Source organism: Pseudomonas savastanoi, from assembly GCF_020917325.1.
GTDB lineage: Bacteria > Pseudomonadota > Gammaproteobacteria > Pseudomonadales > Pseudomonadaceae > Aquipseudomonas > Aquipseudomonas amygdali.
The window spans coordinates 1,673,701-1,697,760 of record NZ_CP076652.1; the positions used below are offsets into that span (position 1 = coordinate 1,673,701).

Sequence of the window (24,060 nt, forward strand, 5' to 3'; positions counted from 1 at the left end):
GAATCAGCTGTCAGCTTCACGCCTGGCGTCTTGATCGGCAAGCGTGTGGCGTTATCCGTGCAGAACAAATTCAGTTCAGAGCACGGTCAGTTCAGAGCACAGAGCGCCGACGGTTCGATGTTCAGTGTTACACGCCTTCCATCCGGGTGCAGGTCGTCGGCGCTGCGGTTCAGTACGTCGACCACCAGTTCCACGCCGCGGGCCTGTATCCGGTAGCGGATGACGTTGCCGAGCAGACTGTGACTGCGTACTTCGCCTTCCAGTTCGCCGGTCAGGCTCAATTGGATCGATTCAGGGCGAATCGCAATGCGGCTGGTGATCGGGCGTTGCATCAGACGTGTGGCGTCTTCGGCTTCCAGCAGGTTGTAGTTGCCGATGAAGCCCGCAGCGAACACGTCAACCGGAGCGGTGTAAAGGGTTTCTGCGTCACCACTCTGCACGATCCGGCCTTCGTTCATCAGGAAGATGCGGTCGGACATGGTCAGCGCCTCCTCCTGATCGTGGGTCACGAAGATCGTGGTAAGGCCCAGCTCGCGCTGAATGGCGCGAATCTGCTCACGCAGGTTTTTGCGAATTCGCGCATCCAGTGCCGACAGCGGCTCATCAAGCAACAGCAGGCGTGGGCGAGTGACCAGCGAGCGCGCCAGAGCCACGCGCTGGCATTGCCCGCCGGATAACTGATGCGGATAACGCGTGGCAAAGTCGTGCAGCTCGACCATGCGCAGAATATCGGCAACGCGCTTTTCGCTGTCGGCCGCACTGACTTTCTGAATTCGCAGGCCAAACGCGACGTTTTGCTCGACGGTCATGTTGGGAAACAGCGCGTAGCTCTGGAACACCATGCCGATGTTGCGTTTTTGTGGTGTGAGCGGCACCAGGTCAGTGCCATCAAGCAGGATGCGCCCGCTATTGACCGGTGTCAGCCCGGCAATGCAGCGCAATAACGTGGACTTGCCGCAGCCGGATGGGCCGAGCAAGGTGACAAACTCGCCTTTCGTGATACTGCAGTTGATGTCGCTGAACACTGACGTGCTGGCATAGCTTTTCTGCAGGTTTTCAATGCTGACAAAACTCATTTCAGTCTTTGTCCTTGTTCAGTCGATTGGCGGCCCAGGTCAGCACCAGCACGAAGAGGAAATAGGAAATCACCAGCGCGCTGTTGAAGTGACCGCTGCTGTTGCGCATGTTGTTCAGGTAGACCTGCAGGGTTTCATAGCGGGTGCCGACCAGCAGGTTGGCGAACACAAATTCGCCGAAAAGGAACGAGAACGACAGCAGCAGGGCAATCATCAAGCCCTTGCGCAGGTTAGGCAGCACGACCATGAACGCTGCTTGCCAGGTGCTGGCGCCGAGCAATTGGGCGGCGTCCATCAGGTCCGTGAGGTTGATGGCCTGCAGGTTGTTGGTGATGGCGCGGTACATGAAGGGCAGGGCGACTGTGAAGTAACAGCCGATCAGAATCCACGGCGTGCCGACCATCGCCATGGGGCCTGAGCCATACAGCTGCAGCAGGCCGACCGACGAGACCACGGGAGGCACGGCGAACGGCAGCAGGATCAGGATGTTCATCAGCCCGTCGAGGCGCGGGAAGTAGTAATGGACGACAAACAGCAGCGGCAGAATCAGCACCACCGAGAGTATCAACGCGCCGACGCATACCAGTAGTGACTGGCCGAACGCCGCCAGAAAACGCGGATCGCTCCACAGCGCCACGTACCACTTGAAGGTCAGGCCACTGGGCAGAATGGTCGCCGACCAACTGGTGGAAATCGAGTACAGAAAGGTCCCGGCCAGCGGCAGCAACAGGATCAGGAACAGCAGGTAAACCACGGTTTTGTGGTAAATGCCCGCGGGCCTTCGTTCAGCGCGCGACATGGTAGCTCCTCTTCAACAGCCACTGATGGACGACTGTGACCAGAGTCATGAGGCCGACCAGAATCATCGCCAGAGCGCTGGCCATGTTCGGGTCCAGAGTGATATCGCCTGCCACCATCGCGGCAATGCGGATCGGCAGCACGTTGAAATTGCCGGTGGTCAGGGCGTACACCGTGGCATACGCGCCCAGCGCGTTGGCCAGCAGAATCACGAACGTACCGAGCAGCGCAGGGGTCAGGACCGGCAGGCCGATATAGCGCCAGAATTGATAACCGCTGGCACCCAATAGTGCCGCCGACTCGTTCCAGTCCTCGCGTACAGCATCAAATGCCGGGTAGAGCAGCAGCACGCCAAGCGGAATCTGGAAGTAGGTGTAGAGGATGATCAACCCGGTTTTGGAGTACAGGTTGAAGTCATCGATGATCCCGGTCTGCTTGAGGATCAGGGTCAATGCGCCGTTGAAACCCAACAGAATGATGAACGCGAACGCCAATGGAACGCCGGCAAAGTTGCTGGTCATGTTGGCGAACGAATTGACGAAATCCCGCAGCCGCGAGTCTACCTTGCGCAGTGAATAGGCACCCAGTACGGAGATGATGATGCCGAACAGGCTCGACCAGAAGCTGATCTCCAGGCTGTACTGGATCGCCTGCCGATAGAACTTCGAGCTGAACGCTTTGGTGAAATTTTCCCAGCCCCAACCGGCGTCGCTTTGCAGGCTGTGGATCGCCACCCAGAGCAGCGGCGCAATCTGAAACACAATGAAGAACACGGCAAAGGGCACCAGGCACAATAGCCCCAGCCACTTGCCTCGGGAAAATCGGGTCAATTGAGAATCTCCCGGCAGACCGGTTTGTCGTGATGTACGCCGAGCAGCTCGCAGATGGTGCCGCACAGATCGATCTGGCGCGGTGCAGCGTCGACATTCAGGCTGAACGCATCACCCAGCACGAACAGCGGCACTTCGCGTTCTTCCGGCAGCAGGCCGTTGTGCGAGCGGTCGTTGTTCATGCCGTGGTCGGCGGTCACCAGCACTTGATAGCCTGCGTCCAGCCAGCGTTGCAGGTAGTCAGCCAGAATGATGTCGGCATTGCGTGCGGTGTTGCGGTATTGCGCAGTGTCGAGGCCGTGCTTGTGCCCGGCGTCGTCGATGTTCATGGGGTGAATCAGCAGAAAGTTCGGTGCATGTTTAAGGCGCAGGCTTTCCGCGTCGGCGAACAGGTGCGAGTCCGGGTAGTGATCGGCCCAGTAGAACAGCCCGTGCTGAATGGGTAGTTCCGTTGCCTCGGTATGACGATCGCGTGCCGTGTCGAACGGCGTGCGGTTATACAGCTCGCTGAACCAGTGATAGGCCGCCGCAGCAGTGGTCAGCCCGGCATCGCGAGCGTAGTGAAAGACGCTGCGCTGGTTAGACAGGCGTGAAACGTTGTTGTGCACGATGCCGCTGTCGATAGGTGCGACCCCGGTCAATATGCATTCGTACAGGGGGCGGGAGAGGGCGGGTAGCGCGCATTCCAGCTTGTAGAGCGCGGCGCGGCCAGCATCATGCCAGGCTTGAAGATGGCCCATTGCGTGGCGGGCCACGTCGTAGTTGAGGCCATCGAGCACGATCAGGATGACGTTGTGTTTCATGGGCGACTCGCTTTGAAAGAACGGGCGAGTCTGGCTCGCCCGATGTACACGACTTCATCCCTGAGCCGCAGGAGAGAATCAGTTCATCTCGATGATGACCTGTTCGTTCCACTTCTGAGGCAGCGCTTTGGAGGTTTTCTCCCAGGCAGCTGCGTCTTTGATCGGCTTGGCATTGAGGTATTGTTCATGCGGCAGCAACTGGGCTTTCACGTCGTCTGGCAGCTTGATGTGTTCGATGCGAATCGGACGCGCATTGCCTTTGGCCAGGTTGATCTGACCGGCATCGCTGAAGGTGTATTCACGCGCCAGTTTGGCAGCGTTCGGGTGCTTGGCGTATTTGTTGATGATGGTGGTGTAGCCGGAAACTACCGAGCCGTCCGAAGGGATCAGCACCACGTAGTCATCCGGTTTGGCCATCTTGGCTTTGTAGTTGAGACCGTTAAAGTCCCAGACCACGCCGACTTCGATTTCGCCTTTTTCGATGGTTTGAATGGTCGGGTTGGCCAGCGACAGGCGCTTCTGCTTGGCCAGGTCGGTGAACAGTGCCAGGCCTGGCTCGATGTTGCTTTCGTCGCCTTTCATGGCAATGGCTGCGGCCAGTACGCCATTGGTTGCTTGCGCAGCAGTGCTCACATCACCAATGGAAACCTTGTATTTACCTGTTTTAAGGTCGGCCCAGCTTTTTGGTATTTCAGAGCCGTGCAACAGGTTCTTGTTGACGATAAAGGCGATGGTGCCGGTGTAGGCCAGCGCCCAATGGCCGTCCTTGTCCTTGGCCCATTCCGGAATCTGATCCCAAGTGGTTGGCTTGTAAGGCTGGGTCACGCCTTTGGCAACGGCGATAGGACCGAACGCGGCACCCACGTCGCCGATGTCACCGCTGGCGTTGTCCTTCTCCGCATCGAATTTGGCGATCTCCTGGGCCGAACTCATGTCGGTGTCCATGTGCTTGAGGCCGTATTTGGTTTCCAGGTCTTTCCAGATGCCACCCCAGTTAGCCCAGTCATCCGGCATGCCGAGACTATTGACCGCGCCTTCAGCCTTGGCCGCAGCCTCCAGCGTTTTAAGGTCCGTGTCCGCAGCCATGGCCAGCGAACTCATTGCCATGGCTGAACCGAGGAGTGATGCCAACAGAAGATGTTTCATTCGGAGCTCCTAGTGCACTTCTTGCAAGAAGTGTTCGTTGCGGATTGTTTGGTCTAGATCAGCAATACCTGAGCCAAGTTAGGCTTTTTGCATGACATTTTCGTGTCGTGTTCAGTGGCAGAATCTGTTTTTAACGTGGTTCGGCAGTGCCTGGCGCTAAGCGTAGACCATGGGAACATGCTTGCTTTTCAACGGTTAAAGACCTTTTTTCAGAGCAGTTGGCATGGATCGTGTTTTGTCATGTCACAGAATGGTCATGTGCCCGGCCTAGGCTTGAAGCAACGGAGTTAACGGCGTCGGTTGCACTGAGGTGTGCCCCGCAACAGAGCTGGTCTAGTCCAGACGGATACCGGAATGCGCGAAGATGTGCCACGGGCGGTAACAACGATTTGCAGTGCTCTGCAAGAGCAGATCGAACATGGCTTGTTGCCGCATGGCAGCAAGCTGCCTGCGGAGCGCAAGCTTAGCGAGGTGTTTGCTACCACCCGTATCACGTTGCGTGAGGCTCTCGTGCAACTGGAGGCGCAAGGGCTTATTTACCGTGAAGAGCGTCGCGGCTGGTTCATTTCCCCGCCACGACTGGCCTATGACCTGATCAGGCGCAGCCATTTCCACGCAATGGTCTGTGCCCAGGGAAGGGTGCCGCACACCCGGCTTCTGTCTGCACGCCTGCAACCTGCTTCAGCGATGATCTGCGAAATGCTGGAACTGCCGGCGCTGTCGAGCGTGATCCAGATCTGTCGCGCGCGACGGATCGATCAGCGTCTGGTGCTGTATGTCGAGCACTACCTGAGACCGGAGTTGTTCCCCGGCATTCTCGAACACGACCTGAACGAATCGCTCAGTGAACTCTACGCCCGCCGCTATGACATTCATTACGGTCGGGTGCGCTTCGACATGGTCCCCACGGCGCTGCACAGCGAAGCAGCCGCTGCACTGAAGGTTTCACTGGGTAGCCCGGGCCTGCGCATTGCACGTGTCAATTATGATTGGAAAGATCGGTTGATCGACTGTGACCTCGAATACTGGCGTCATGATGCTATTCATGTGCGCGCAGAGGTGCACGGCGACTGAATGCCGGTGTGGCAAACCCACTTCCCAAGCGCGGTCTGTACCACCGTTAGTTTGCTGTTTTCTATAAATAAATACTCATTTCTTTGATAAGAATGTGTGCAATTTACAGCCTGTTTAATAGGTTTTGTATAATGCATGCGTTTGATTAACAAAAAAAATTAATGAGCGTTATTCTATTGCTGGTGGCGGAGCGGCGTTAAATTAGTTGGTTTTTTTGATGAAATTTTCCAGAGTAATTATTCTGGTTTTCAGCGAATTTAAGAAAAATCTTAATATTAATTAATGTTTGTTAATGGGGTGTGGTAGGTTTTTTGTGTGGAAAGATATGCACTGGTTAGTTGGTATTATTTGCACGATCGTTCCACGTTTGGATTAAGGCTGACATGGCAGTTGTCCTATAAAGCAATGCTTGATAAGTACGGCTGCTTTTATTTAAAGGATCTATGAGGATGCTGTAATGAATCTCGACAAGGCGTTGGTACTGCGTACCTGTGCAAATAACATGGCCGATCACTGCGGCCTTATATGGCCCGCGTCCGGCGCGGTGGAATCCAGATACTGGCAGTCAACCAGGCGGCATGAGAATGGTCTGGTCGGTTTACTGTGGGGCGCTGGAACCAGCGCTTTTCTAAGCGTGCATGCCGATGCTCGATGGATTGTCTGTGAAGTCGCCGTTGCAGACATCATCAGTCTGGAAGAGCCGGGAATGGTCAAGTTTCCGCGGGCCGAGGTGGTTCATGTCGGCGACAGGATCAGCGCGTCACACTTCATTTCGGCACGTCAGGCCGACCCTGCGTCAACGTCAACGTTAACGCCTACGGCCATACCCACGCCCATGCCTGCGGCAGCAAGTGTCACGTTACCGGTGGCCGAACAGGCCCGTCATGAAGTGTTCGATGTCGCGTTGGTCAGCGCGGCTGCCCCCCCAGTAAACACCCTACCGGTGACGACGCCGCAGAATTTGCAGACCGCCACTTACGGCAGCACGTTGAGTGGCGACAATCACAGTCGTCTGATTGCCGGTTATGGCAGTAACGAGACCGCTGGCAACCACAGTGATCTAATTGCCGGTTATGGAAGTACAGGCACCGCCGGCTCCGACAGCTCGCTGGTCGCTGGCTATGGAAGCACCCAGACCGCCGGTGGGGACAGCGCGCTGACAGCGGGTTACGGCAGCACCCAGACCGCCCGCGAAGGCAGCAACCTGACGGCAGGGTACGGCAGCACCGGCACGGCAGGCTCGGATAGTTCGCTGATCGCCGGTTACGGCAGTACTCAGACTTCGGGCGGGGACAGCTCACTCACAGCGGGTTACGGCAGCACGCAAACGGCTCAGGAAGGCAGCAATCTCACCGCCGGGTATGGCAGCACCGGCACGGCAGGTTCGGACAGCTCGCTGATCGCCGGCTACGGCAGTACCCAGACTTCCGGAGAAGACAGCTCGCTCACGGCGGGTTACGGCAGCACGCAAACGGCGCAGGAAGGCAGCAATCTCACCGCTGGGTATGGCAGCACCGGCACCGCAGGCTCGGACAGCTCGTTGATCGCCGGTTATGGCAGTACACAAACCTCGGGAGGCGACAGTTCGCTGACCGCGGGCTACGGCAGTACGCAGACGGCCCAGGAGGGCAGCAATCTGACGGCGGGGTACGGCAGCACGGGTACAGCAGGTGTCGACAGCTCTCTGATCGCGGGATACGGCAGCACGCAAACCTCGGGAAGTGACAGCGCCCTGACCGCAGGCTACGGCAGCACGCAAACGGCTCAGGAAGGCAGCAATCTCACCGCAGGGTACGGCAGCACCGGCACGGCAGGGTCCAGCAGCTCGCTGATCGCCGGTTACGGCAGCACGCAAACCTCGGGCAGTGACAGCTCGCTCACGGCGGGTTACGGCAGTACGCAGACGGCCCAGGAGGGCAGCAACCTGACGGCGGGGTACGGCAGCACGGGTACAGCAGGTGTCGACAGCTCTCTGATCGCGGGATACGGCAGCACGCAGACCTCGGGAAGTGACAGTGCGCTGACAGCGGGTTACGGCAGTACGCAGACGGCCCAGGAAGGCAGCAACCTGACGGCGGGCTACGGTAGCACTGGCACGGCAGGTGCCGACAGTTCGTTGATCGCCGGATATGGCAGCACGCAGACGTCAGGCAGCGAAAGTTCGCTCACCGCAGGCTATGGCAGTACCCAGACTGCCCGTGAAGGCAGCACCCTGACCGCCGGATATGGCAGTACTGGAACAGCTGGCGCTGACAGCTCGCTGATCGCCGGATATGGCAGCACGCAAACCTCGGGCAGTGAAAGCTCGCTCACGGCAGGTTATGGCAGTACCCAGACCGCACAGCAGGGCAGCGTACTCACATCGGGCTATGGCAGTACGCAAACGGCCGGGGCTGCCAGTAACCTCACCGCAGGCTATGGAAGTACAGGTACCGCGGGTCACGAGAGTTTCATCATTGCGGGTTATGGAAGTACGCAGACTGCGGGCCACAAAAGTATCCTGACCGCTGGTTATGGCAGTACTCAAACGGCCAGGGACGGTAGTGACCTGATTGCGGGCTATGGCAGTACGGGAACCGCAGGTTCGGGCAGTTCGCTGATCGCAGGGTATGGCAGCACCCAGACCGCGAGTTACAGAAGCATGCTGACCGCCGGTTATGGGAGTACTCAGACGGCCAGAGAATACAGTGACCTGGTCGCAGGTTATGGCAGCACCTCAACGGCAGGATCAAACAGTTCGCTTATCGCCGGCTATGGAAGCACCCAAACGGCCAGCTTCAAAAGCATATTGACTGCCGGGTATGGCAGTACCCAGACGGCACAGGAACGCAGTGACCTGGTGACAGGCTACGGAAGCACGTCGACTGCGGGTTACTCAAGCTCCCTGATTGCTGGCTATGGCAGTACGCAGACGGCAGGCTACGAGAGCACGTTGACAGCCGGTTATGGAAGTACGCAAACCGCACAGGACAGCAGCTCGCTGACCACCGGCTACGGAAGTACTTCCACTGCGGGCTATGGAAGTTCGCTGATCGCGGGTTACGGCAGTACGCAGACGGCAGGTTACGAGAGCACGTTGACTGCGGGTTATGGCAGTACGCAAACGGCGCAGGAACGCAGTGACCTGGTTACAGGTTACGGAAGCACTTCCACCGCAGGTTATGCAAGCTCGCTGATCGCCGGTTACGGCAGCACGCAGACGGCAGGTTACGAGAGCACGTTGACAGCCGGTTATGGCAGTACGCAAACCGCGCAGGAAAAAAGCTCGCTGACCACCGGCTACGGAAGTACCTCTACCGCCGGCTATGAGAGTTCGCTGATCGCGGGCTATGGCAGTACGCAGACGGCAGGCTATAAAAGTACGCTCACGGCAGGTTATGGCAGTACCCAGACTGCCGAGCATGGAAGTTCACTGACGGCGGGGTATGGCAGTACGGCAACAGCCGGGCAGGACAGCTCATTGATCGCTGGTTATGGCAGTTCCCTGACCAGCGGAATCCGAAGTTTTCTGACGGCAGGTTACGGCAGTACGCTGATCGCCGGGCTTCGTAGTGTGTTGATTGCCGGTTATGGCAGCAGTCTCACATCAGGCATTCGCAGCACATTGACTGCGGGCTACGGCAGTAACCAGATCGCAAGTTATGGCAGTTCGTTGATTGCGGGCCATGAAAGTATTCAGGTGGCCGGAAATAAAAGCATGCTGATCGCCGGCAAGGGCAGCTCGCAGACAGCAGGCTTTCGCAGCACGCTGATTGCCGGTGCGGGCAGTGTACAACTGGCGGGTGATCGCAGCAGGTTGATTGCCGGTGCAGACAGTAATCAGACCGCGGGGGACCGCAGCAAACTACTGGCCGGTAACAACAGTTACCTCACCGCTGGCGACAGAAGCAAGTTGACCGGCGGGCACGACTGCACGTTGATGGCGGGAGACCAAAGCAGATTGACCGCCGGAAAGAACAGTGTGTTGACAGCAGGCGCTCGTAGCAAACTCATTGGCAGTGAAGGTTCCACGTTATCGGCAGGAGAAGACTCCACGCTTGTTTTCAGACTCTGGGACGGCAAGCGGTACAGACAACTGGTGGCCAGGACGGGAGAGAACGGTGTTGAAGCCGACATTCCGTATTACGTGAATGACGATGACGATATCGTCAATAAAACCGACGAGGACGACACCTGAGTCACGGAGCCGGGTTATTCGTACTAAATCATCGACAGGGTACGTCGGTGCGGTTCGGGACATGAAGTCCCTTTATAAACGAATCAACGGTGTACTGCCCAAAGGTGCCGAGGATAAAACCGATAAAGCCTGCGTTGTTTTTTATGGGTAAGCCGCAAAACTTTATTTTTTTCAATCAGGGTGTTTTACCGGGCGTCAGGACTGTTACGCGGGAGCAGCACGCCGCTCCCACGAGGATCAATCATTGCAGATGTTATGGCAGCTCGTGGCTGGCATAGAACGCGCTCAGTACTTTGACCAGATGCGCCAAGTCATGACTGCCGGCCAGTTCGCGAATCGAATGCATGGCGAACGTTGGCAGGCCGATGTCTACCGTGCGGATACCCAAATGGCTGGCGGTGATTGGCCCGATAGTCGAGCCGCAGGCCATGTCGCTGCGCACCACGAAACTCTGCACCGGTACTTCTTCAGCCATGCACAGGTGGCGGAAGAAACCGGCTGTTTCACTGTTGGTGGCGTAGCGCTGGTTGCTGTTGACCTTGATCACCGGCCCGGCGTTGAGCTTGGGACCATGATTGGCGTCATGTTTTTCGGCGTAGTTGGGGTGTATGCCGTGGGCGTTGTCAGCCGATATCAGCAGCGATTTCTGAATGGTTCGTACATAGTCTTCGCTGCTCGGTAGCAGGCGCTGGACGATCTGTTCAAGCATTGCGCCGTCTGCGCCACAGGTCGACGACGAACCGACTTCTTCATGATCGGTGCACACCAGCAGAGCGGTTTCGTCACTTTCGCTGTTCAGCAGCGCTTGCATCCCGGCATAACACGACAGCAGGTTGTCCAGGCGTGCGCCTGCCAGGAAGTCCCCATTGAGGCCGACAACGGCGGCACTCTGTGTGTCATAGAAACTCAGCTCGTAATCGAGCACCACGTCCGCATTCAGCCCGTGTTCGCGGGCCAGTTGATCAGTCAGAAGCGCACGGAAGTCCGCGCGTTCGTCGCCAGCCACTTGCGCGAGGATCGGCGGCAGTTCGTTTTGCGCATTGATCGCCCAGCCTTCATTGGCGGTGCGGTTCAAGTGGATGGCCAGGTTGGGGATCACGGCAATCGGCAGCTTGAAGTCGATCAACTGACTTTCAACCTTGCCATCGCGGCGGAAGGTGACGCGACCTGCCAGCGACAGATCACGGTCAAACCACGGTGCCAGCAGCGCGCCGCCGTAGACTTCGACGCCCAGTTGCCAGAAGCCCTGGCGTTGCAGTTCCGGTTGCGGTTTGACCCGCAGGCACGGGCTGTCCGTGTGTGCGCCAACCATGCGAATCCCGCCGGTGAGTGGCGACTGACGGCCCATGCGGAAGGCGACGATAGAGGAGTCATTACGGGTGACGAAGTAACGACCTCCAGTTTCTATTGCCCAGGTATCACGTTCATCCAGCCGCTGAAAACCCGCAGCTTCGAAGTGTTGCACGAGGGTGGCGGTGGCGTGGAACGGGGTGGGAGAAGCCTTCAGAAAATCGATGAGGCCGTTGTTCAACTCTGCGCGCATAAATAGCTCCAGACAGCAATGGCGCGAGTTTACCCCATTGGCTCAGTCGTTGCCGCTGCCACAGAAACGCTTTTCAACCGCGGTGGCACTGACGACGCAGAGTGCGACGTTAGTGACGGCTGAGTCCTGGCGCTGATCCGGCGACCCCCGGATCAGTGACAGGGCGAAGGAACCCGACGAAGTCGGGCCGGAAACAGGAGCGGGGGGCTTTGGTTACTTTGGCCCCATCAAAGTAACTCGCCGAGGGGCGAAAAGGTGACCTGAGTCGACCCTAAATTCACCTGAAGTCGCAGAACCGCTGTGTGACGCGGAGCGTCACGAAAGGCATTACCACGCGGAGCGAGGGAGCGATAGTCATAGTCAGAGCAGCTGTATGACGCGGAGCATCTGCACGATAGCCAGCGTGTCATTCAGATCAGAACGGCGCGGGGCACTCGAAGGTCAATCGCTCGCCGGTGCCCGGATGGGTAAAGCTCAGCATGCTGGCATGCAGGCACAGGCGCGGGTACGCCGCCAGCGCTTCGGGATGGGCATACAGACCATCGCCCAGCAGCGGATGACCGATCGACAGCATGTGCACCCGCAGTTGGTGCGAGCGGCCGGTAATAGGGGTAAGTTCGACCCGACAGTAGGTGTCGTGACGTTCGACGACTTTCCAGAATGTCAGCGCGTGTTTGCCACCCTCGTGATCCACCACATGCCGGGGCTTGGTAGGCGGGTCGTAGCGTAGCGGCAGGTCGATACTGCCGCTGTCCAGCGACGGCTGGCCCCAGCACAGTGCGGTGTAGGCTTTTTCGGTTTCGCGATCATGAAACTGACGCGACAGCTCGCGGTGCGTGTCGGCATCGCGGGCCAGCAGGATGATGCCCGACGTTTCCCAGTCCAGACGATGGACGATGCGGGCTTCGGGGAAGCCGTTTTCCTGCAGGCGGGTAATCAGGCAATCCTTGTTGTCATCGGCGCGGCCGGGGACGGAAAGCAGCAGGGTAGGCTTATCGATTACCAGAACGGCTGCGTCCTGATAAATGATGCGGATGTTCGACAACGGCATGCAACGGCCTCGAAACGCTAGAAACGCCAACGGCGGTAAGGGCGCAGCTTCCTGAGAAGTGCGCCGATACCGCCGCAAGCGACTGCCTGATCAGCGATCTGGCAGGGTGATATTGAGTTCCAGAATCGAGCAGCTGCCCTGGCTTTCCAGCGCAACCTGAACTTGATCGGACTCGATATTGACGTATTTACGGATCACTTCCACCAGCTCTTTCTGCAGTGCAGGAAGGTAGTCCGGGGTACTGCGCTGGCCGCGTTCGTGCGCAACGATGATCTGCAGACGCTCTTTCGCTACCGAGGCCGTGCTTTCTTTTTTGCGGTCACGAAAGAAGTCAAAAATATTCATTAATTACCCCCGAACAGACGTTCAAAGAATCCTTTCTTCTGCACATCCAGGAAGCGATGTTCCCGGTCTTTGCCCAGCAGGCGGTCAACGGCATCGCTGTAGGCCTGGCCAGCGTCGCTCTGGTCATCGAGAATGACCGGTACGCCCTGGTTGGAGGCTTTCAGGACAGCCTGGGATTCGGGGATCACGCCGAGCAGGGTAACAGCAAGGATTTCCTTGACGTCTTCCACACCGAGCATTTCGCCCTTGCTGACACGCTCAGGGTTGTAGCGAGTGAGCAGCAGGTGCTCCTTGATCGGATCTTCGCCGCGTTCGGCACGACGTGACTTGCTGGCCAGCAGGCCCAGCATACGGTCGGAGTCACGCACAGAGGATACTTCGGGGTTGGTCACGACGATCGCTTCATCGGCGAAATACATGGCCAGGTGAGCACCGGTCTCGATACCGGCGGGCGAATCGCAGACGATGTATTCGAACGATTCCTTCAGCTCCATGAGGACTTTTTCAACGCCCTCCTTGGTCAGTGCTTCCTTGTCACGGGTCTGGCTGGCAGCCAGCACGAACAGGCCTTCGATCTTCTTGTCCTTGATCAGCGCCTGTTGCAGGTTGGCTTCGCCATTGACCACGTTGACGAAGTCATACACGACACGGCGCTCGCAACCCATGATCAGGTCGAGGTTACGCAGGCCGACGTCGAAGTCGACGATGACTGTCTTGTGACCACGCAATGCGAGACCGGTACCGATAGCGGCGCTGGTGGTGGTCTTGCCCACACCACCCTTGCCGGATGTAACAACGAGAATCTTGGCCAAGGTGTATCACCCCTAGAGGAAAAGGACATTAAGTCCCTGAAGAGCATCTCCTGGCGCCGCGCCCGTCGAAGCATTGTGTCAATTCTGGGGTCTGATTCCGGAAAGGTAGCGTTAAGCTATTACTTTCAACTCATATACCCGCTGAAAAGCAGTGCTTGTCAGAACTTCCTGCCGCCTTCACGACGGTTTCGCGACGAATCAGAGATACTTTGAAAATTGCGGCAGTATCCGTTAAAGACGAATGATGTTCAACACATCACCTGACAGGCTGACCTGGACCGGCGAGCCCCACAGAGGGTCCCTGCGCAAGTCCTCGGAAACCTTGTATTGCCCGGCAATCGAAATCAGCTCTGCACTCAACTGCTGACAGAAGATTCGTGCTTTCGTGTCGCCTTTTATTCCCGCCAGTGCCCTGCCGCGCATTGGGCCGTACACATGGATGTTTCCATCGGCCAGAAGTTCCGCACCGGGACTGACCGGCGCAACCACAACCAGATCGCCGCCCTGGGCATAAATCTGCTGACCGCCGCGCACCGGAGCGGTTATCACGCGGGTCGGCTTGATGAGCGGTTCGGGTGGTTTTTCCGGGATCTTTTTCGGCGCTTCGACTTCAATCGGGTCGATTACGCGCTCACGTGCGCCGGACGGCGGCAGCACCGGAAGATCAACGGCAATGGCTGCAGCGATGTCTTCGATGCGGTTGGCACGGATCGCCAGGGTGCGCAGACCGTGCTGGCGACAGATACGCACCAGCCCGGGGAGATCCACCGGGCCTTCGTTCGGAGCGAGTTTGTCCAGAGCCAGGATCAACGGCGTATTGCTGAAGAAGTTGGGGGCTTGTGCCACTTTCGCCGCCAGTTGCCTGTCGAGCGCTTCAAGGTTGGTCCGGGCCAGCTCCATCACAGTGATGGCGAGCATGCTGCCCTTGAGCTGAAATACAGGTTCCGGGTTTTGCGATTCAATCTGGCTCATGGTTGATATACACAACAGCTTGTCGCTAAAAGTGCCGAGACTTATAGCGAGAACGCCCGCGAGCCGCAAGCAGGTAGAACCGTTGTAGAATGCGCGGCCTTTGTTCTGACGGAAGCCCAAATGGATCGCCCGCGCTTTAAAGCCAGTTTCCTTCACCCCCGTTTCTGGCCGTTGTGGCTGGGGCTGGGGCTTTTATGGCTGGTTGTCCAGTTGCCGTTTCGCGCCCTGCTGGCCATCGGTCGGGCATTGGGTGCGGTCATGTACCGAGTGGCCACTGATCGAAAAAATATCGCGTCACGCAATCTTGAGCTGTGTTTTCCTCATTTGTCCGCCGCCGAGCGCAAGCGTCTGCTCAAGGAAAACTTCGCCTCCACCGGGATCGCCTTCTTCGAGATGGCCATGAGCTGGTGGTGGTCGAAAAAACGTCTGGCCAGACTTGCCCATATCGAAGGGCTCGAGCACCTGCAGAATGCTCAGGAGAAAGGCGAGGGCGTGATTCTGATGGCGCTGCACTTCACCACGCTGGAGATCGGTGCGGCACTGCTGGGCCAGCAACACACCATCGACGGCATGTACCGCGAACACAAGAGCCCACTGTTCGATTTCGTCCAGCGTCGCGGACGCGAGCGGCACAACCTTGATTCGCTGGCTGTCGAGCGCGATGACGTGCGCGGCATGCTCAAGTTGCTGCGTGCCGGCCGGGCCATCTGGTATGCACCGGATCAGGACTATGGCGCTAAACAGAGCATCTTTGTGCCGCTGTTCGGCATTCAGGCCGCGACCGTGACCGCTACCAGCAAATTTGCGCGTCTGGGCCGTGCTCAAGTGGTGCCGTTCACTCAGCAGCGTCTGGCTGACGGCAGCGGTTACAGGCTGGTGATTCACCCACCGCTGCAGGATTTTCCGGGTGAAAGCGACGAAGCCGATTGCTTGCGTATCAATCAATGGGTAGAAAGTGCTATCACTGAATGCCCGGAACAGTATCTTTGGGCGCATCGGCGCTTCAAGAGTCGACCGGCTGGCGAACCGAAGCTATATAACAAACGTAGATAAAAAAGCGTCGTTGACCATCGAGGCCAGTTGTAGATGCCAGATACCGCAGTAGTGACCCAGGCTGTAACCGAAGTCGAGCCCGTGACCGGGCTTATTTTGTCAGGTGGCGGTGCGCGTGCTGCGTATCAGGTTGGCGTACTTGCAGGCATTGCCGACTTGCTGCCGCCTGGTTCTCCCAATCCCTTTCCGGTCATTGTCGGTACGTCGGCCGGGGCGATCAACGCGGTGAAACTGGCCAGCGGCGCGCTGCACTTTCGCATTGCCATTCACCAGTTGACCGAGTTTTGGCAGTCGTTCCGCAGCCATCAGGTGCTGCGCAGCGACTGGTCTGGTGTGATTCATCAGGCCAGCCGTTTTTTCGGCCGCAGCCTGATGGGCTTCGGGCGAAATATCCCGGTTGCCTTGCTCAACAGCTCGCCTCTGCGTGAACTGCTCAACGAGCGGCTGGACCTGTCCGGAATCGAAGCCGCCATTGATGCCCATCACTTGCGCGCCGTGGCGGTAACAGCTTTTGGCTATGAATCAGGGCAGGCAGTCACGTTCTATCAAGGCCGCGGCACCATCGAGCCCTGGCTGCGCCATCGGCGTATCGGCCGTCCGACTCAACTGACCGTGGATCACTTGCTGGCCAGTTCAGCCATTCCCTTGCTGTTCGCCCCAGTGATGCTGGATCAGGAATACTTTGGTGACGGTGCCGTGCGTCAGTCGGCGCCGATCAGTCCGGCGCTGCACCTGGGTGCCAATCGTGTTCTGGTCGTAGGCGTGAGCGGCAATCCGCGCGGGCTGAAAGCCGAAAGGCCGGCACCGCGTGCGCCAATCGGCATACAGCCAAGTCTGGCGCAGATCAGCGGCCATATGCTCAACAGCACGTTCATCGATAATCTGGAAAGCGATATCGAGTTGCTGGAGCGCTTGAACATGGCCAGCGCGTTGCTGCCTTGCGATCAGATCAGGCAGCCGGGTATGGAGCCGGTGGAAGTTCTGGTGATTTCCCCAAGCCGCCCGCTGGACGAAATCGCTGCCCGGCACCGCCGTGAACTTCCGCCCGCATTGCGCACGTTCCTGCGCGGGCCGGGCGCGACCAAAAGCAGTGGCGCCAGTGTCCTGAGCTATCTGTTGTTTGAATCGGGTTATTGCAGCGAACTGATCGAATTGGGCCGACACGATGCGATTGCCCAGGGTGCGGAACTGAAAAGGTTCCTGCGCCTCACATGACGCCTCCACGGCAGGAGCCAATCCTGCCGTGGGACGCGCTTCTACCTCAGTCGCCGAACCTGCAGGTTGCCACAAGGCGGGCCGCTCAATTGCTCTCCGGTTTCGAGGCTGAACACCGAGAAGTGCAGGGGGCAGGTAATGGACCGGCGTTTCTCGTTGACCACGCCATGCTCCAGCCAGCCCTCACGATGTGGGCAACTACTCGGTACCAGGTATTGCTCCTGGCCGATATGCACGGTGAACGTGTCGGGACGACGAAACTCAGCAGGCTCGTTCAAGGTTGGCCTCCTTGTTGAAGTGCTTGAGTCGACGAGCTTTCTCTACGGCCAGGTCGAATGCCAGGTTGGTGATCTCGCGCCCCATGCAGATGCCGCGCCACGCTTTCACCGGGTCCAGATCACCGCTGACGTCCATGGCCTTGAGCAGGCGCTGCCCCTCGATGGCATGGAAAACGTCGATATGAACGTGTTCTGAGTAGTAGGTATGAGCCTGGATCTGCAAGCGCTCGCAGAGTTGGGTGTAACACTCGAAAAAGAACGGTACCACGGTCTCGAAGTAGGTAATGACCCCGGCAAACCATGATGGGTCATCCGCGCGCATGGCCAGCCAGCAGAACATGTTGGGAAAGGTGAAACCGGCACTGGAGTTGGCCTCCACGTAGAATTGCAGGTCCAGCGGCATGTTCAGTTCGCGCAGCAGGTCCTGATACAGCGTGGTATGCGAGCGCTTGAGGTTTCCCGAGCCGAACTCGTCGATCATCATGCGCAGCATGGGCATTTGCGCGGGCAGGCTGAGCCTGGGCATCAGATGATAGAAAACCTGCGCTTCGGTCAGACCATCCAGCGCAAACTCCTGAACCAGAATCCGGAACTCGTCGAGCGTCATGTCGCTGCCGACATAGTGCGCGCTGGGCGGTACTTCGCTGCTCTCCAGTTCGACCAGTTCGGCCAGCATCCTGCGCAGACCGGCGAGATCACCTGGAACATCCGCAGTCATGCTGCGTTCGATGGCGTCGTCGATCCAGCGCTGCTCGAATGTCAGAAGCTCCTGTGGGATAGGCACGAGCTTTTCGATAAGCGCACGATTGGCCAGAAACAGTTGCTTTTGCATGTTTTCCATTAAGCAGCCTCCTCGGTCATAACCCGGTCGCTGTTGATCACGCCACGGGCTTTAAGCTCGCGCTTGACCTGGGCGTACCAGTCGGACGCACTCAGCAGATACCGTTCATTGAGCGTCGCGATTTCCTGACTGAGCGCTGGCTGTTGGCGGTCAGCCGCTTGCCGACAGAGCAGCGGTTCCAGGTTGGCGAGGGACACCACGTTGCCGTCGGACTCCAGTTCGCCAGCCAGCTGCATTTCCCAGCCGATAAAGTAGTCGACGCCCTGTTGCCGAATGGCATCCACCTGATCCTGCGAGCGGGACATGGACGGTGAGTCCTTGAGGCCAATCACTCTGGGTAACTGCGCGATGGCCTCGAGGGTGGCGAAGGTCTTTTCGTTGCCTGACAGGGCGGCCTCGTTGTACATGAAGATATCCAGACGGGTCGCGTCATGAATGGTCTGGTAATGGTCGATGATCACCTGCTGACTGATACCGGGTGTAAACGGCGAGGTGAACATCACCGCTTGCGCGCCGGCATCCTGAGCCATCAGGGCAAAGTCCAGTACCTCCTGCGTCGAACTGCGCTCAATCCCGGCGATGACCAGCTTGTCGCCTGCGTGGCGTAGGGTCAGCTCCAGCATCTGTAGCCACTGCTGGCGCGACAGCCGCCAGCCTTCTCCGGAGGTCAGGCATGGAATGTAGCCGTCGACGTGGGCTGCGAGGCTGCTCAAAAGACGTTCAAGACTGGTTTCGCAGACCTGCGCCTGTTCGTTCAGAGGCGTTACCAGCGGCACCAGAATGGTTTTACCAGACATGTTCAAAGTCCTCGTTGCGGATCACCATGGCACTCGACTGGTCATAGAGACGTTGCAACATCTCCGGGAACGCAGGCTGTCTGACGGGGCTTTCGAACGGCTGCAGGAAAGGCTGCAGGACGTGCAGGCGCAGCAGCTCCGGATCGTGGGTATAAAACGGGATTTCCTGCTCCAGTACCTGCGCCGCCAGCAGTTTCTTTTCGACGGGCAGGCTTTTTAGCAGCGTGTCCGTCGCGGCGCGCTGGAGTATGTAGTCGCTGCAGCCCTGGCGCTGGATGGCCATGTCGGTGTGAAGTACATCCATGAACGGGTAGTACACGTCCTGCAAGGCACGGCTTTTCTTCCAGATAATGGCGTCGCAAATGCCTATCTGGGCGAAATTCATCTGCACACTGCTTTCGTAGAACCGGGAAAAGAAGCCCAGGGATTTGTCACGCACACCGGGATCGGCGTGGTGCATGCCCATGAACACTGTTGCGTCGATCATTGGCAGGTCGAAGTCAGACATGGAAGTTCTCCAGTGCCTTGGCGATGACCTGAACCGCCGCCGCGAATTCGTCCGGTTTGCGTGCCAGTGCCAGACGTATGTAACGCTGGCCTTTTTCGGGCTGGCTCCAGTAGAAATATTTGCCCGGCAGCACGTACACGTCCCATTGCAGCAGATAAGCCTGCAACTCATCGGCGTTAATGCCTGCGGGCAGAATCTCGAACCATGCCACGCTGGTGTCGATCATCGGTTCCACATACTGCAAAACCCTGCCCTCAAGACCCGCCCGGGCCATGCGGCGGTTGACGTCCAGCACCGAACGCACGGAGTTGAAGTCATCGTCGTTGCTGTCCTCAATGTAGCGGGTCACTACATTGAGGATGAACGGCGAGACGTTCAAAAGGACGCTGGTGACGATGCTGTAGATATCGGCGTTGATGTCCTGGCTGGCCATGAGGGTGGCGCATTTGGTGTCTTGTAGCGGCCAGGTCTTGCCAGTGTCTTCCATGACCAGGTATTGCGTGCCGATGTCGTCGAGAATCGCGTAGGCGTCCACGCGTTCCCGACCGGTCGCCTTGAAGAACGAGGCGAAACAGAAATCGAGTATCAGCAGTTTGTTGTAATCGCGGCAGTATCTGGCCACTTCGACGAACGTATCCGGTCCGTCGGCAAACAGGCTGGAACCGGTCGGGTTATTGGGGTCGACCAGAAAGATCGCATCCAGCCCGATGGCCGCTTTCTGCAAGTTTGCGTACACCTCGGTCGATGAGGTGAACAGGCTTTCATCAAGTGCCGACATGGGCACTTCCATGTGTTTCAAGAGATCGTGCAGGTTGTCGAAGCAAGGCTCGATCAGCCCGACACTCATGTTCTGTTTGCGCAGGTAGGTCGCGGTAATGTGCATGGCGATGGACGCTGCGTAGACGAGATAGATTTCGTCGTGGCGTTTCAGCGCATGGTGCTGGCCATGGAAAGTGAAAAAGGCATGAATGAAGGCCTGCTCACTCTGGTATTGGGTCTGGTTCTGCGCCTGATACCATAGCTCGGGCAGGCTGGCGACGATCATGCGCTGAGTGTCGCTCTGATCCTGATGAGTGTGCGCATCGGCCAGGTTGAAACGGGTTTTGAGGGCAGAGATTTCGTGTTGGGTAATATCGTCCAGAACAGGAACCGCGTTCAAGGTGTCGATACCGGCATATAGACTGTTCATACCATTATCCCTATGGAGTCATTATTGTTTGGGGTGCGGCCGTCCTGGATATCCAGAACGCCGAAGCAGATTTCCTTATTTTTGGCTGAAATAACACTGTACCTAAGTGCAAATAACAGAATGTTATATTTCAAGGTATTGACCTGTTCTTAGGTACAGTAGATTTACAGTTTGAAATACGCGATGCTTCACGCTGGTTGTGCAAGGTGGAGTTTATATGTCGAGCGGGTTTGAGTTTCAGCTAGCCAGTTACACGACGATGCCCGTTACGTTGCTGGAAACGCTATATTCCATGCGCAAGAAGATTTTTTCAGATCGGCTTGAGTGGAAAGTTCGTGTGAGTCATGCATTTGAATTTGATGAATACGACAATGCCAATACCACTTACCTTGTCGGAAGCTGGAACGGGGTTCCGCTGGCCGGACTAAGGCTGATCAACACCTGTGATCCCTACATGCTGGAAGGCCCATTCCGCAGTTTTTTTGACTGCCCTGCGCCCAAAAATGCTGCCATGGCTGAGTCGAGCCGGTTCTTTGTCGACACGGCTCGGGCACGCTCGTTGGGTATTCTGCACGCACCACTGACCGAAATGCTGCTGTTCTCCATGCACAACCATGCTGCGTTGTCCGGTTTGCAATCGATCATCACGGTGGTCAGCAAGGCAATGGCGCGGATCGTGCGCAAGTCCGGATGGGAGCACCATGTGCTGTCGACCGGTGAAGCATCGCCAGGCGAGACAGTGCTGCTGCTGGAGATGCCGGTGACGGCCGACAACCATCAGCGGCTGCTCGGGAATATTGCCCTCAGACAGCCTGTAACGGATGACCTGCTGCGTTGGCCGATAGCGCTTGGCGTGTCAGACCCCGCACCGCCAGCCTGCATGCACAGCGCTGCCTGAGTCAGACCATGCCCATGTTGATGGCTTTGTAGACTGCCTGCTTGGCAGTGCGCACTTCGAGCTTGCTGGAGACGTTGGACATGTGAAACTTCACGGTGCGTTCCGAGATGGAAAATATTTCAGCGATTTCGCTGTACGACTTGCCCATGGCCACCCATTTCAACACACCTGTTTCGCGGGTGGACAACTTGCACTGGGTGGGCTGCGGAAAGAGTTCATGGGGCGCTCGGGTCTTGATCAAACGGTCATGGAAGCGGATGAGACTCATCTGGATATCGGCGGCCTTTTCGCGGATTCGCTGATCGAAATCATTCTGCTGCCGGGCATTGCAAAGACTCAGTGCGGCAAAAAGCCCGCTGGCATCGTGCAGGGTGAAAGTGGCCCCCGAGGACAGTTGATATTTGGCCGATCGTTTCAGGAAATCGTCGGTCTCGACGCCTTGAGCGGCATTGCGGGCCTCTCTCCAGAAGAATGGCGTAATGCTATGCCAGGCATGTTTGATGATAGGGTCAATGAGGTGATAGTTTGAGGCTACATAAGATTTCAGCCAGGAGTCAGGGTAATTGGACAAAATGACGGGTTTGACATTACGCGTCTTGGGCGTGGAAAAGTAGGCATAAGTGAAATCGCCAATGTGGTGCAGATCGTTTTCAAAGTCTTCGATCAGTTGACGGAGCGGGGCGGGGGCCCCGTTTATCTTCAACGGTGGGCAGTCAAGTTGGGCTTTCACGGTACGAACCTCCATGTAATACCTTGTTTATTGTTTTGTTCTCGGCCTGGCTGTACTCATTATCCTCATTTGTAATTTAAGTAGTACATGAAAACATGGACTACCTGTGTCTTTTGATTTTGAACACAGGTTTAGGCTGTAAAAAAGTGCTCTCGTCGAAGCATTCGCATGCGAGTGCACGCGTGTTCGGGCGTTGGGCCCTGCACTGTGATCACGCACACCAATTATGATTTTGTTGCGATTGCAATCATATTCTTCGTTCCATTATGGTGCAAGGACGCTTGTCCGACAGCAAGGAGTAGAGATGAACAGCGCAAATGGCCACCAGTTGGCGCCGCAAACCCGGGTCGCAGCGCTAGCTTGCATGGAAAAGATTCAAGCGGCTGCGGGGCTTGCACTGCGCGGGTGCTGTTCACCCCTGTTTGCAATGGCCGACATCGTTGAGCGCCTGACGCGAGACCCGTCTACCTCGCGGCGCATATCGGTAGTGCGAGCCAGCAAGCACATGGTCTGCGAGCAGGAGGGCGTGCTCGCCAGCGCCTGGCCTTTGCGATTTGCTGCTCAGGCCGGCAAGGTCGAATTGCCTCTGATCTACATGATCAGCAGCGAAACCTCGGCCGAACTGAGCGCGCTGGCATCGGAGTCATCCCAACGTGGAATTTTCTGCAACGACATCGAGACGCTGCCATCTCGCTGGCCCAAGGGCGCTCATCCGTGGCTGCCTTTGTGGCTCCTTTCAAACCGCAAGTGTCAGCCTTATGACCCTGCGGATGCCGCGGAGGCTCGGGCTATCACGCTGCACGCCTTGCACAGCCTGTATGTTGAGGGCCGGGCCGGTTTCTATTACATGGCGTTGCATGACGAATCCAATGATCAGGTCAGTGCATTGAGCGAGACGCAGGCTGCGGCGGCTGTGCAAGGTATGTATCGGGTTGGCGATGCCGTTTCCGGCAATGACGGCCGTCGTGTGCGCCTGCTGGGCGCGGGCCTGGCCCTGCGTTCGGTCCGTCAGGCGGCCAGCTTGCTCAAGGAGCACTGGAATGTCGATTGCGAAATCTGGAGCTGCCCCAGCTATACCCGACTGGCGCGCGATGCCGGCTCTGGCCGACGCTGGAATCGTTTCCATCCCTTGAAGACCCCTCGGTCCTGGCACCTGCGTGATTGCCTCGGCGAAGGGCACGACGCCGTGGTGGCGGTTACCGGTTATCCGCAGGCCGTGGCCGAGCAACTGCGTGAACATGTCCCCGGACGGTTTGTTGCCTTGGGAGCCGATTCCGCTGCGCCGCAAGGTAAGCCTGCAATCAGCCCCGAGTGGATTGTCGTTCAGGCCCTGACCGCGCTTGCGGAGGGCGGGCAACTGAGTTACGAGCCGCTGAAACTCGCCCTGCAACGCTATCGGCTGGTCTGATGTCAGCTTTTACTGCCACTTTGTCGGGCTGCCAGTGCGGCACGCTCCAGCGCATCAGCAAACACGCGGCGCTGCGGGGCGTCGAATTGCGCCAGAAACAGCTCGTCAACCGCCGTTTCGTAGATCTGCCACATCTGTTTGCGCAGTGCCCGGCCCTTGTCGGTGATCGCTGCCACAGCGCCTCGGCCGTCGCTGTCGGACCTGTGGCGCTCCACCAGCCCTTCGCTTTCAAGGCGGTCGATGAGGCGGGTCAGGTTGTAGCGTTCGATGGCCATGACATCGGCCAGTTCATGCATGCGGCGCATGCCCTGAGGCCCGCTTTCCACACCCCAGAGCGCGTCATACCAAGCGTATGGGGGCAGCTCGGCCGCCGCCAGACGTCGTTCGATCTCGCGAATAAGACAGCGGTGCGCCCTGACGAATCTGAACCACGTATCCGGTTCGGCTGACGACATGAATCACCTTTGTCTGAAATTCTTGAGGGTTGCAATAGTAACCGAGCACGGGATAAATTCC

Annotated in this window: 23 protein-coding genes; 6 read left to right on the forward strand and 17 right to left on the reverse strand. The window is 57.7% G+C overall.

Annotated features, from left to right (window positions below; all coding sequences use genetic code 11):
- Positions 1-86: 86 nt before the first annotated feature.
- The 5 genes from KP808_RS07440 to KP808_RS07460 all read right to left on the reverse strand — a co-directional run bounded on the left by KP808_RS07440 (position 87) and on the right by KP808_RS07460 (position 4,653).
- Positions 87-1,076 (reverse strand): ABC transporter ATP-binding protein, encoded by a 990-nt coding sequence (locus KP808_RS07440; protein ID WP_002552643.1) that lies wholly within the window; start codon positions 1,074-1,076, stop codon positions 87-89.
- A 1-nt stretch (position 1,077) separates the two neighbouring features.
- On the reverse strand, positions 1,078-1,875 hold the full coding sequence (locus KP808_RS07445) for an ABC transporter permease (protein WP_002552644.1): 798 nt from the start codon (positions 1,873-1,875) through the stop codon (positions 1,078-1,080).
- Positions 1,862-2,704 carry an ABC transporter permease gene (locus KP808_RS07450; protein WP_005782780.1) on the reverse strand — a complete coding sequence of 281 codons (843 nt, stop codon included), beginning with the start codon at positions 2,702-2,704 and terminating at the stop codon, positions 1,862-1,864. The genes KP808_RS07445 and KP808_RS07450 overlap by 14 nt, the downstream gene beginning before the upstream one ends.
- Positions 2,701-3,507, reverse strand: coding sequence for an alkaline phosphatase family protein (locus KP808_RS07455; protein ID WP_058408878.1), 807 nt, complete (start codon positions 3,505-3,507; stop codon positions 2,701-2,703). Before KP808_RS07455 ends, KP808_RS07450 begins: the two co-directional genes overlap by 4 nt.
- Before the next feature lie 78 nt (positions 3,508-3,585).
- Complete coding sequence (locus tag KP808_RS07460; RefSeq protein ID WP_230017929.1) at positions 3,586-4,653, reverse strand: ABC transporter substrate-binding protein; 1,068 nt, start codon at positions 4,651-4,653, stop codon at positions 3,586-3,588.
- A 354-nt stretch (positions 4,654-5,007) separates the two neighbouring features.
- Here KP808_RS07460 and KP808_RS07465 point away from each other — a divergent pair, with 354 nt between their 5' ends.
- Together KP808_RS07465 and KP808_RS07470 are read left to right on the forward strand one after the other, a co-directional pair.
- Positions 5,008-5,727, forward strand: coding sequence for a UTRA domain-containing protein (locus KP808_RS07465; RefSeq protein ID WP_058399784.1), 720 nt, complete (start codon positions 5,008-5,010; stop codon positions 5,725-5,727).
- A 457-nt stretch (positions 5,728-6,184) separates the two neighbouring features.
- Positions 6,185-9,904 carry a beta strand repeat-containing protein gene (locus KP808_RS07470; protein ID WP_230017931.1) on the forward strand — a complete coding sequence of 1,240 codons (3,720 nt, stop codon included), beginning with the start codon at positions 6,185-6,187 and terminating at the stop codon, positions 9,902-9,904.
- A 253-nt stretch (positions 9,905-10,157) separates the two neighbouring features.
- Here the strand turns inward: KP808_RS07470 and KP808_RS07475 are convergent, their stop codons facing one another.
- The 5 genes from KP808_RS07475 to minC form a co-directional block, all read right to left on the reverse strand.
- On the reverse strand, positions 10,158-11,447 hold the full coding sequence (locus KP808_RS07475; RefSeq protein ID WP_002552650.1) for a M18 family aminopeptidase: 1,290 nt from the start codon (positions 11,445-11,447) through the stop codon (positions 10,158-10,160).
- Positions 11,448-11,862: 415 nt separating this feature from the next.
- The gene (locus KP808_RS07480) at positions 11,863-12,498 is read right to left on the reverse strand and encodes an RluA family pseudouridine synthase (RefSeq protein WP_004657795.1); all 636 of its coding nucleotides are present in this window, start codon (positions 12,496-12,498) and stop codon (positions 11,863-11,865) included.
- A gap of 90 nt (positions 12,499-12,588) precedes the next feature.
- Complete coding sequence (gene minE / locus KP808_RS07485; RefSeq protein ID WP_002552653.1) at positions 12,589-12,843, reverse strand: cell division topological specificity factor MinE; 255 nt, start codon at positions 12,841-12,843, stop codon at positions 12,589-12,591.
- Complete coding sequence (minD, locus tag KP808_RS07490) at positions 12,843-13,655, reverse strand: septum site-determining protein MinD (RefSeq protein WP_054984611.1); 813 nt, start codon at positions 13,653-13,655, stop codon at positions 12,843-12,845. The genes minE and minD overlap by 1 nt, the downstream gene beginning before the upstream one ends.
- Positions 13,656-13,886: 231 nt before the next feature.
- Positions 13,887-14,627, reverse strand: coding sequence for a septum site-determining protein MinC (minC, locus tag KP808_RS07495; RefSeq protein WP_002552655.1), 741 nt, complete (start codon positions 14,625-14,627; stop codon positions 13,887-13,889).
- A 120-nt stretch (positions 14,628-14,747) separates the two neighbouring features.
- On the opposite strand from minC, the gene KP808_RS07500 reads away from it, so the two are divergent.
- Together KP808_RS07500 and KP808_RS07505 are read left to right on the forward strand one after the other, a co-directional pair.
- On the forward strand, positions 14,748-15,680 hold the full coding sequence (locus KP808_RS07500) for a lipid A biosynthesis lauroyl acyltransferase (protein WP_002552656.1): 933 nt from the start codon (positions 14,748-14,750) through the stop codon (positions 15,678-15,680).
- A 33-nt stretch (positions 15,681-15,713) separates the two neighbouring features.
- Positions 15,714-16,895, forward strand: a complete 1,182-nt coding sequence (locus tag KP808_RS07505; RefSeq protein ID WP_058401657.1) for a patatin-like phospholipase family protein — start codon at positions 15,714-15,716, stop codon at positions 16,893-16,895.
- Positions 16,896-16,936: 41 nt separating this feature from the next.
- Here the strand turns inward: KP808_RS07505 and KP808_RS07510 are convergent, their stop codons facing one another.
- From KP808_RS07510 to KP808_RS07530, 5 genes are read right to left on the reverse strand one after another with little or no spacing between them, the layout of a single operon-like run.
- Positions 16,937-17,173, reverse strand: coding sequence for a Rieske (2Fe-2S) protein (locus KP808_RS07510; RefSeq protein WP_002552658.1), 237 nt, complete (start codon positions 17,171-17,173; stop codon positions 16,937-16,939).
- On the reverse strand, positions 17,157-18,014 hold the full coding sequence (locus KP808_RS07515) for an iron-containing redox enzyme family protein (RefSeq protein WP_058401658.1): 858 nt from the start codon (positions 18,012-18,014) through the stop codon (positions 17,157-17,159). Before KP808_RS07515 ends, KP808_RS07510 begins: the two co-directional genes overlap by 17 nt.
- A complete protein-coding gene (locus KP808_RS07520; protein ID WP_058401659.1) occupies positions 18,014-18,811 on the reverse strand; it encodes a dihydrodipicolinate synthase family protein in 798 nt (265 codons plus the stop codon). The genes KP808_RS07515 and KP808_RS07520 overlap by 1 nt, the downstream gene beginning before the upstream one ends.
- On the reverse strand, positions 18,801-19,319 hold the full coding sequence (locus KP808_RS07525; protein WP_230017933.1) for a DUF6190 family protein: 519 nt from the start codon (positions 19,317-19,319) through the stop codon (positions 18,801-18,803). Before KP808_RS07525 ends, KP808_RS07520 begins: the two co-directional genes overlap by 11 nt.
- Positions 19,312-20,508, reverse strand: a complete 1,197-nt coding sequence (locus tag KP808_RS07530) for an aminotransferase class I/II-fold pyridoxal phosphate-dependent enzyme (RefSeq protein WP_230017940.1) — start codon at positions 20,506-20,508, stop codon at positions 19,312-19,314. The genes KP808_RS07525 and KP808_RS07530 overlap by 8 nt, the downstream gene beginning before the upstream one ends.
- A gap of 217 nt (positions 20,509-20,725) precedes the next feature.
- Here KP808_RS07530 and KP808_RS07535 point away from each other — a divergent pair, with 217 nt between their 5' ends.
- Positions 20,726-21,406, forward strand: coding sequence for an acyl-homoserine-lactone synthase (locus tag KP808_RS07535; RefSeq protein WP_058408944.1), 681 nt, complete (start codon positions 20,726-20,728; stop codon positions 21,404-21,406).
- A gap of 1 nt (position 21,407) precedes the next feature.
- Here KP808_RS07535 and KP808_RS07540 read toward each other — a convergent pair whose 3' ends face one another.
- Positions 21,408-22,151, reverse strand: coding sequence for a helix-turn-helix transcriptional regulator (locus KP808_RS07540; RefSeq protein ID WP_057422269.1), 744 nt, complete (start codon positions 22,149-22,151; stop codon positions 21,408-21,410).
- A 289-nt stretch (positions 22,152-22,440) separates the two neighbouring features.
- Here KP808_RS07540 and KP808_RS07545 point away from each other — a divergent pair, with 289 nt between their 5' ends.
- Complete coding sequence (locus KP808_RS07545) at positions 22,441-23,544, forward strand: transketolase-like TK C-terminal-containing protein (RefSeq protein WP_230017943.1); 1,104 nt, start codon at positions 22,441-22,443, stop codon at positions 23,542-23,544.
- A gap of 2 nt (positions 23,545-23,546) precedes the next feature.
- On the opposite strand, the gene KP808_RS07550 is transcribed toward KP808_RS07545, so the two are convergent.
- Positions 23,547-23,999 carry a MarR family winged helix-turn-helix transcriptional regulator gene (locus KP808_RS07550; RefSeq protein ID WP_054098552.1) on the reverse strand — a complete coding sequence of 151 codons (453 nt, stop codon included), beginning with the start codon at positions 23,997-23,999 and terminating at the stop codon, positions 23,547-23,549.
- Between the last annotated feature and the right edge of the window lie 61 nt (positions 24,000-24,060).

Coding starts and splice junctions, on each gene's coding strand:
- KP808_RS07440 (WP_002552643.1), bottom strand. CDS start 1,076: ATGAGTTTTGTCAGCATTGAAAACCTGCAGAAAAGCTATGCCAGCACG.
- KP808_RS07445 (WP_002552644.1), bottom strand. CDS start 1,875: ATGTCGCGCGCTGAACGAAGGCCCGCGGGCATTTACCACAAAACCGTG.
- KP808_RS07455 (WP_058408878.1), bottom strand. CDS start 3,507: ATGAAACACAACGTCATCCTGATCGTGCTCGATGGCCTCAACTACGAC.
- KP808_RS07460 (WP_230017929.1), bottom strand. CDS start 4,653: ATGAAACATCTTCTGTTGGCATCACTCCTCGGTTCAGCCATGGCAATG.
- KP808_RS07465 (WP_058399784.1), top strand. CDS start 5,008: ATGCGCGAAGATGTGCCACGGGCGGTAACAACGATTTGCAGTGCTCTG.
- KP808_RS07470 (WP_230017931.1), top strand. CDS start 6,185: ATGAATCTCGACAAGGCGTTGGTACTGCGTACCTGTGCAAATAACATG.
- KP808_RS07475 (WP_002552650.1), bottom strand. CDS start 11,447: ATGCGCGCAGAGTTGAACAACGGCCTCATCGATTTTCTGAAGGCTTCT.
- KP808_RS07480 (WP_004657795.1), bottom strand. CDS start 12,498: ATGCCGTTGTCGAACATCCGCATCATTTATCAGGACGCAGCCGTTCTG.
- minE (WP_002552653.1), bottom strand. CDS start 12,843: ATGAATATTTTTGACTTCTTTCGTGACCGCAAAAAAGAAAGCACGGCC.
- minC (WP_002552655.1), bottom strand. CDS start 14,627: ATGAGCCAGATTGAATCGCAAAACCCGGAACCTGTATTTCAGCTCAAG.
- KP808_RS07500 (WP_002552656.1), top strand. CDS start 14,748: ATGGATCGCCCGCGCTTTAAAGCCAGTTTCCTTCACCCCCGTTTCTGG.
- KP808_RS07505 (WP_058401657.1), top strand. CDS start 15,714: ATGCCAGATACCGCAGTAGTGACCCAGGCTGTAACCGAAGTCGAGCCC.
- KP808_RS07515 (WP_058401658.1), bottom strand. CDS start 18,014: ATGGAAAACATGCAAAAGCAACTGTTTCTGGCCAATCGTGCGCTTATC.
- KP808_RS07520 (WP_058401659.1), bottom strand. CDS start 18,811: ATGTCTGGTAAAACCATTCTGGTGCCGCTGGTAACGCCTCTGAACGAA.
- KP808_RS07525 (WP_230017933.1), bottom strand. CDS start 19,319: ATGTCTGACTTCGACCTGCCAATGATCGACGCAACAGTGTTCATGGGC.
- KP808_RS07530 (WP_230017940.1), bottom strand. CDS start 20,508: ATGAACAGTCTATATGCCGGTATCGACACCTTGAACGCGGTTCCTGTT.
- KP808_RS07535 (WP_058408944.1), top strand. CDS start 20,726: ATGTCGAGCGGGTTTGAGTTTCAGCTAGCCAGTTACACGACGATGCCC.
- KP808_RS07540 (WP_057422269.1), bottom strand. CDS start 22,151: ATGGAGGTTCGTACCGTGAAAGCCCAACTTGACTGCCCACCGTTGAAG.
- KP808_RS07545 (WP_230017943.1), top strand. CDS start 22,441: ATGAACAGCGCAAATGGCCACCAGTTGGCGCCGCAAACCCGGGTCGCA.
- KP808_RS07550 (WP_054098552.1), bottom strand. CDS start 23,999: ATGTCGTCAGCCGAACCGGATACGTGGTTCAGATTCGTCAGGGCGCAC.